The organism is uncultured Gemella sp., from assembly GCF_963519265.1.
Lineage (GTDB): Bacteria > Bacillota > Bacilli > Staphylococcales > Gemellaceae > Gemella.
Genome location: NZ_CAUQNQ010000087.1, coordinates 1 through 5153 on the forward strand (window position 1 = coordinate 1; position 5153 = coordinate 5153).

The window sequence follows — 5153 nt, forward strand, 5'->3', positions numbered from 1 at the left end:
GTTCTTCTGCTTTCGGTGTTGTTCCTGCTGCTGGCTCTTCTGCTTTTGGCGTTGTTTCTGCTGCTGGTTCTTCTGCTTTTGGCAATTCTGGTTGAATTTCTGGAGAAACAATTGCACCTCCTAGATTTTCTTTATATTCAGGTATCTCTAATACTTCTGGTTTTACTATAGCTCCATCTTTTACTTTATTTCCCGTAATAGATTTTTTTCCTTCAACTGTGTTTGAATTTTTTTCTACCAAATCATATACTTTATATACAACTTTTGCTTCTATTACATTACCATTTAATTCCGTATTATATGCCACTGTTTTCTCTACTAATTCTCTTACTACACTTGTATTAGGCAATAATTTTTCTGTTTTACTTTCTTTAGAAATAGTTGCATCTTTTTTATTGACGCTAACATTAGGTTGTACAACTTTTGAAATTTGACCTTTTTTCAAATTTCCTAAATTATATGTGAATTTTTGTCCATTAATTGTCGCATAAATGACAGTATCATACGTGTCTTTTCCTGCCGTTATCTCAAACACTATTTCTCCATTAACTTCTTTTGCTTGAACAGTAATATCTTGAGTTTCTTTATTATTACTAGTAGCTGAAATATTTTCTACATTATTTTCTGCGAACGCTCCTAATGGATTTGCTAATGCGAATAAAAGAACACCCGCAGTTGCTACTTTTGATATTTTTTTCATTTGAAATTCCTCCTAGGTCATTGGTTGTTTTTTATAAAAATGAAAGTCATTCTTCACTCCATTATTCTCCTATTCTTATAATTTGTCAAGCATATAACTTCTGAAATTTTTCCTATATGTTATTTACAAATTTTCATATATTAATTAAGGGAAGTCAAAAATCATAAATTAAAAAAGATTTATGTGAAAATTAATAACAGCAATATTTTATTGATTTATAAATTCACTTTATAAAGGGGCTAAATCAAAAGTTCTAAAATTCAACAAAGTTCATGTGAGAATTCATAGATGCAGTGGTTTATTGATATCTAAATTCGCTTTAGGAAAACTTTTTAGATATCTAATAAACTGTGTAGGGCTGACTCGATAAAATCGATTTCTTAAAAATCGCGATTTTTGAGTCACTCCTCGTAAGGGAACTCGGTAAAATCTTTTTTCTCCAAGACACGATTTTTTTAATCACTCCCATATAACTTCCTTCTTTATATTTCTTGTTGTTATTTCATATTCTATCATTTTATCATCTAAAATCAATAATCTTGACAAATCCCTTAGTTAGTGTTTTAATATACCCTATAAGGGTATACAAGGAGGTATATAAATGTTTTTTCTACTCACAAAAGTAGATAGTATTTCAACTATCGAATTAGAAAATAAACTTAAAACAAATATTCAATTAATTGATGTAAGAACGCCAGGAGAATTTAGAAGGGGGCATATAAAAAACGCAAAAAATATCCCACTTAGTGAAATAAATCAGTTTTCTCCACTAACAGATAAAAAAGTTTATGTTATCTGTCAATCTGGAGCTCGAAGCAAACTAGCTGCAAAGAAACTTAAAAAAAGAGGTTTCGATGTTGTCAATGTTCAAGGTGGAATGCACGCATGGCGTGGAAAAATAGTTTAATAATAAATAAAATAATTTTATATCCCATATTTATACTTAAACACATCTAATTTTCAGATTAAAATTTCTTTAAAATTTTACTAATATCGAAAGGACATACTTATGAAAAATAATATTTCAATGCAAGATTTTCATATAAAATATATTAATGAAAAACTAACTATTCTTGATGTAAGAGAAATTCATGAATATGTAGCTGGTCACATACCTACTGCTCAAAATTTCCCTTTAAGTACTTTAGGAGCAGATTTTTCTAAATTAGACAAAGATCAGAAATACTACGTGATTTGTCAAGCTGGTGGTCGCTCTGCTAAAGCGCACGCTTTCTTGCACGATCAAGGATTTGATGTTACAAATGTTGAAGGTGGTATGAACAATTGGCCTGGAGAAATAAAAAATTAAATAATATAAACTAGTAAATTTTGATTAACATAAAAAATTTACTAATTTTTATTAACACTCCCTTTTATTCGCACCCCTGCTCCTGCTACTATCACTTATTTCATTGTTAAAACTAAAAGTCTTGATCCTTTTTTCGGAACAAGACTTTCTTTTATTTTTATTTCTTTTTTACTAGATACCTTATGGCTTTTTCCATTTTTTCTTTCTGCTCATCAGGATTTTTTATAGGATTATTAATACATTCCATAAGATTTTCAGTAATTAATAGTTCCATTACTCGATCAACACTAGAACGAACTGCACTTAATTGAGTAATAATATCCATACAATCACGATCTTCTTCTATCATTTTTTGTATTCCCCTAAGTTGTCCTTCAGAACGTTTTAAACGCGTTATGTACTTCGACTTCGACATATATTTTTCCTCAATAGATTTTTTTTCATTATACCTTGAATAATTTATTTTGTCAAAATTTTCAAAGTAAATGTGCTCCCTTTCCCATATTCACTCTCTACTATAATATCTCCATTGAGCTGCATAGCTAGTTGCTTTGCTATAGCTAATCCTAATCCATAGCCTCCCGTTTTCATATTTCTTGATGCTTCAACACGATATAATCTTTTAAAAATATTATCAAGCTCTTCTTTTTTTATACCACAACCTTCATCTATTATAGAAATAGATAGAATATCATCCTTAATTTCAGCAACTATTTCTATTTTTGTTCCACTTGGTGAATATTTAAAAGCATTACCTAGTAAATTAACTATAATTCTTTGCAATTTATTATAATTACTTACTATTTTTGCATTTTCTGGTATAACTTTAATAAAAATATCTCTTTGTTCTTTTTCTGCTCTTAACTTAAATTCAGACATACAATCAATTAATAATTTATCTAAGAATATTATTTCTTTTTTATCTGCAGAATCAGTTTCTTTCACACTTAGCGTCAAGTAATTTAATTCTTCAACTAATTTATTTAATCTTGTTGTTTGACGACAAATTGTTTCTAAATAGTACTTGTATTCATCTTTTTTTATTATACCATCTAACATTCCTTCGGCTGTTGATTGAATAGAAGTTATAGGAGTTTTTATATCATGAGAAAGTTGAGCAATCATAAGAGATTTTTCTTTTTCACTTTGTTCCAGTGATTCAAAACTTTCTTTTAAGTGCTCCGACATATCATCAAATGCTATAGACAAATCTCTAAATTCGATAGGACGTATCACTTCATCGCTGATATCAAATCTCTTCTCGCTTATGTTTACTGTTTTTTTCTTTAGCACATCTAATGATTTAAACACACCTTTTAGTAATGCTAGACTTATAGTTGCGCCGATTAACCCCGCAATCACAGTAATTGCAACAATAAAATAGGTATCTTGCTTTTCTATTAACATTTGATTTGAAGCCCAAAATACAGCAACTATAGTTATTAAAAATGACAAAATATATCCAATAATAATATAATCTCTTAATTTCATTCTATATTTCCTTTCCATTTTTAAACTTGTTTTTCCATTTTATATCCTAGTCCCCACACTGTCTTTATATTTGGTGTTTTCTCTGTAGAGTATTTCATTAATATTCTCCTTAAAGAATGAACATGCACATTCAATGTATTCGCATCTTCAACATACTCATCTTGCCATATTTTTTCATACAATTCTGTTTTAGAAAAAACACGTTCTGGATTATTAGCTAATAACCACAATAATTCAAAAGATTTCACCGTTAGGTCTAGTTGTTTCCCATTGACCTTTGCTATTCTACTATTATAATTTATCTCTAAATCACCAAACATCGAAATACTATCTGTGCTATTTTTTTCAACTCGACGCAATATATTCCTAACTCTTAATACTAGCTCTCTAGGACTGAACGGCTTAACTATATAATCATCAGCCCCCAGGCTCAAAGCATAAATTTTATCTGGCTCAGTTGTTTTGGCAGTTATAAATAAAAAGGGTTGCTCTGCATCTAAATATTGTACTTCACTAATCAAATCATAACCATCCATATTTGGCATCATAATATCGGTAATAATTAGAGAATACTTATTTCTTTTATATTTTTCTAATGCTTCTTTTCCATCATTAGCAATATCTACATCATAACCACCTTGCTCAAGATATCTTTTATTTATCTCCGTTATTTCTATCTCGTCATCTACTAATAAAATTTTATTCATCATATCTTTACTCCTCCTAACAAAATAGCACTATACATTAAAAGTATAGCACTATTTCGTTAAATTCTGCAAGGTTCTATCTCTCACTATTTTCAAAATATCAATATAATTGAGATTTTCCCACATAATTCTAGATATTCAAAAAATTTTATAAAAGAGACTACTATCAAATCACACTAATTTTAATCGTTTAATACATTGGGCTGCCCCAAAAGTCCTAAAATTTAACAAAGTTCATATTAGAACTCGTAGACGCAGTGGTTTATTGATATCTAAATTCGCTTTATAAAAGCTTTTTAGATATCTAATAAACTGTGCGGGGGTGACTCGACAAAATCGATTTCTCTGAAATCACGATTTTTGAGTCACTCCCATTCTATTTAGTCGATTTCATTTTTTCTTCTAATTCCTAAATAACCTAGTAAGCTAGAGATTATTAGAGCTACTATTCCAATAGTTGAAGAATTTGTTGTTTTTGTTGCACTCATTGTTCCTTCTGGAGCTGCACTTGTTTTTGGTAACATTCCTTTTTTCATCATGTCATTGTTCATATGAGCATTCATATTTTTCTCTTTCATATCTTTGTGCATATGTGCTTTCATATTCATAACATCTGATTTTTGCATATCCATAGGTTTTTCACTCATATTTGAATCCATTAAACCATGTTTTTTATGATCTGTCATCATATTTTCACCTGGTTTTTTCTCCATTTTCATAGCTTCTTTATGAAGATTTACAGTAACCTCTTTAAGTGCTACTACGTTTGTTAAATCTGCTTTTCCGTCTTTTTCACCGTATACTTTAATTGTTGCTTTGTAGCTTTGTGTTCCATTTGCTTTTAATAAATCTAATAATTCTTTATCTGATTTTCCTTTTGTTCCTGCTAAATCTACTTCATAGAAGTATAATCCTTTTCCTAATTTTTCTAATGGTAATAAGGCTG

The 5153-nt window shown here is 29.3% G+C and carries 7 protein-coding genes; 2 read left to right on the forward strand and 5 right to left on the reverse strand.

Annotation, left to right across the window (positions count from 1 at the left end; genetic code table 11):
• A partial coding sequence (locus tag RWN11_RS06965; RefSeq protein WP_314161025.1) for a hypothetical protein occupies positions 1-700 on the reverse strand: 700 nt, incomplete at its 3' end.
• A 601-nt stretch (positions 701-1301) separates the two neighbouring features.
• On the opposite strand from RWN11_RS06965, the gene RWN11_RS06970 reads away from it, so the two are divergent.
• Both RWN11_RS06970 and RWN11_RS06975 read left to right on the forward strand, forming a co-directional pair.
• Positions 1302-1607: a rhodanese-like domain-containing protein gene (locus RWN11_RS06970; RefSeq protein ID WP_314161026.1), complete on the forward strand. Its 306-nt coding sequence runs from the start codon at positions 1302-1304 to the stop codon at positions 1605-1607.
• A gap of 120 nt (positions 1608-1727) precedes the next feature.
• Positions 1728-2009 carry a rhodanese-like domain-containing protein gene (locus tag RWN11_RS06975; RefSeq protein WP_399536174.1) on the forward strand — a complete coding sequence of 94 codons (282 nt, stop codon included), beginning with the start codon at positions 1728-1730 and terminating at the stop codon, positions 2007-2009.
• A gap of 157 nt (positions 2010-2166) precedes the next feature.
• On the opposite strand, the gene RWN11_RS06980 is transcribed toward RWN11_RS06975, so the two are convergent.
• The 4 genes from RWN11_RS06980 to RWN11_RS06995 form a co-directional block, all read right to left on the reverse strand.
• The gene (locus tag RWN11_RS06980) at positions 2167-2424 is read right to left on the reverse strand and encodes a metal-sensitive transcriptional regulator (RefSeq protein ID WP_314161028.1); all 258 of its coding nucleotides are present in this window, start codon (positions 2422-2424) and stop codon (positions 2167-2169) included.
• Between the two features lie 44 nt (positions 2425-2468).
• A complete protein-coding gene (locus RWN11_RS06985; RefSeq protein WP_314161029.1) occupies positions 2469-3500 on the reverse strand; it encodes a HAMP domain-containing sensor histidine kinase in 1032 nt (343 codons plus the stop codon).
• Positions 3501-3520: 20 nt separating this feature from the next.
• Entirely contained in the window at positions 3521-4210 is a 690-nt protein-coding gene (locus RWN11_RS06990; RefSeq protein WP_314161030.1) for a response regulator transcription factor, read from the reverse strand.
• Positions 4211-4587: 377 nt separating this feature from the next.
• Positions 4588-5153, reverse strand: a 566-nt coding sequence (locus tag RWN11_RS06995; RefSeq protein WP_314161031.1) for an SSURE domain-containing protein, incomplete at its 5' end; no start/stop codon positions are given.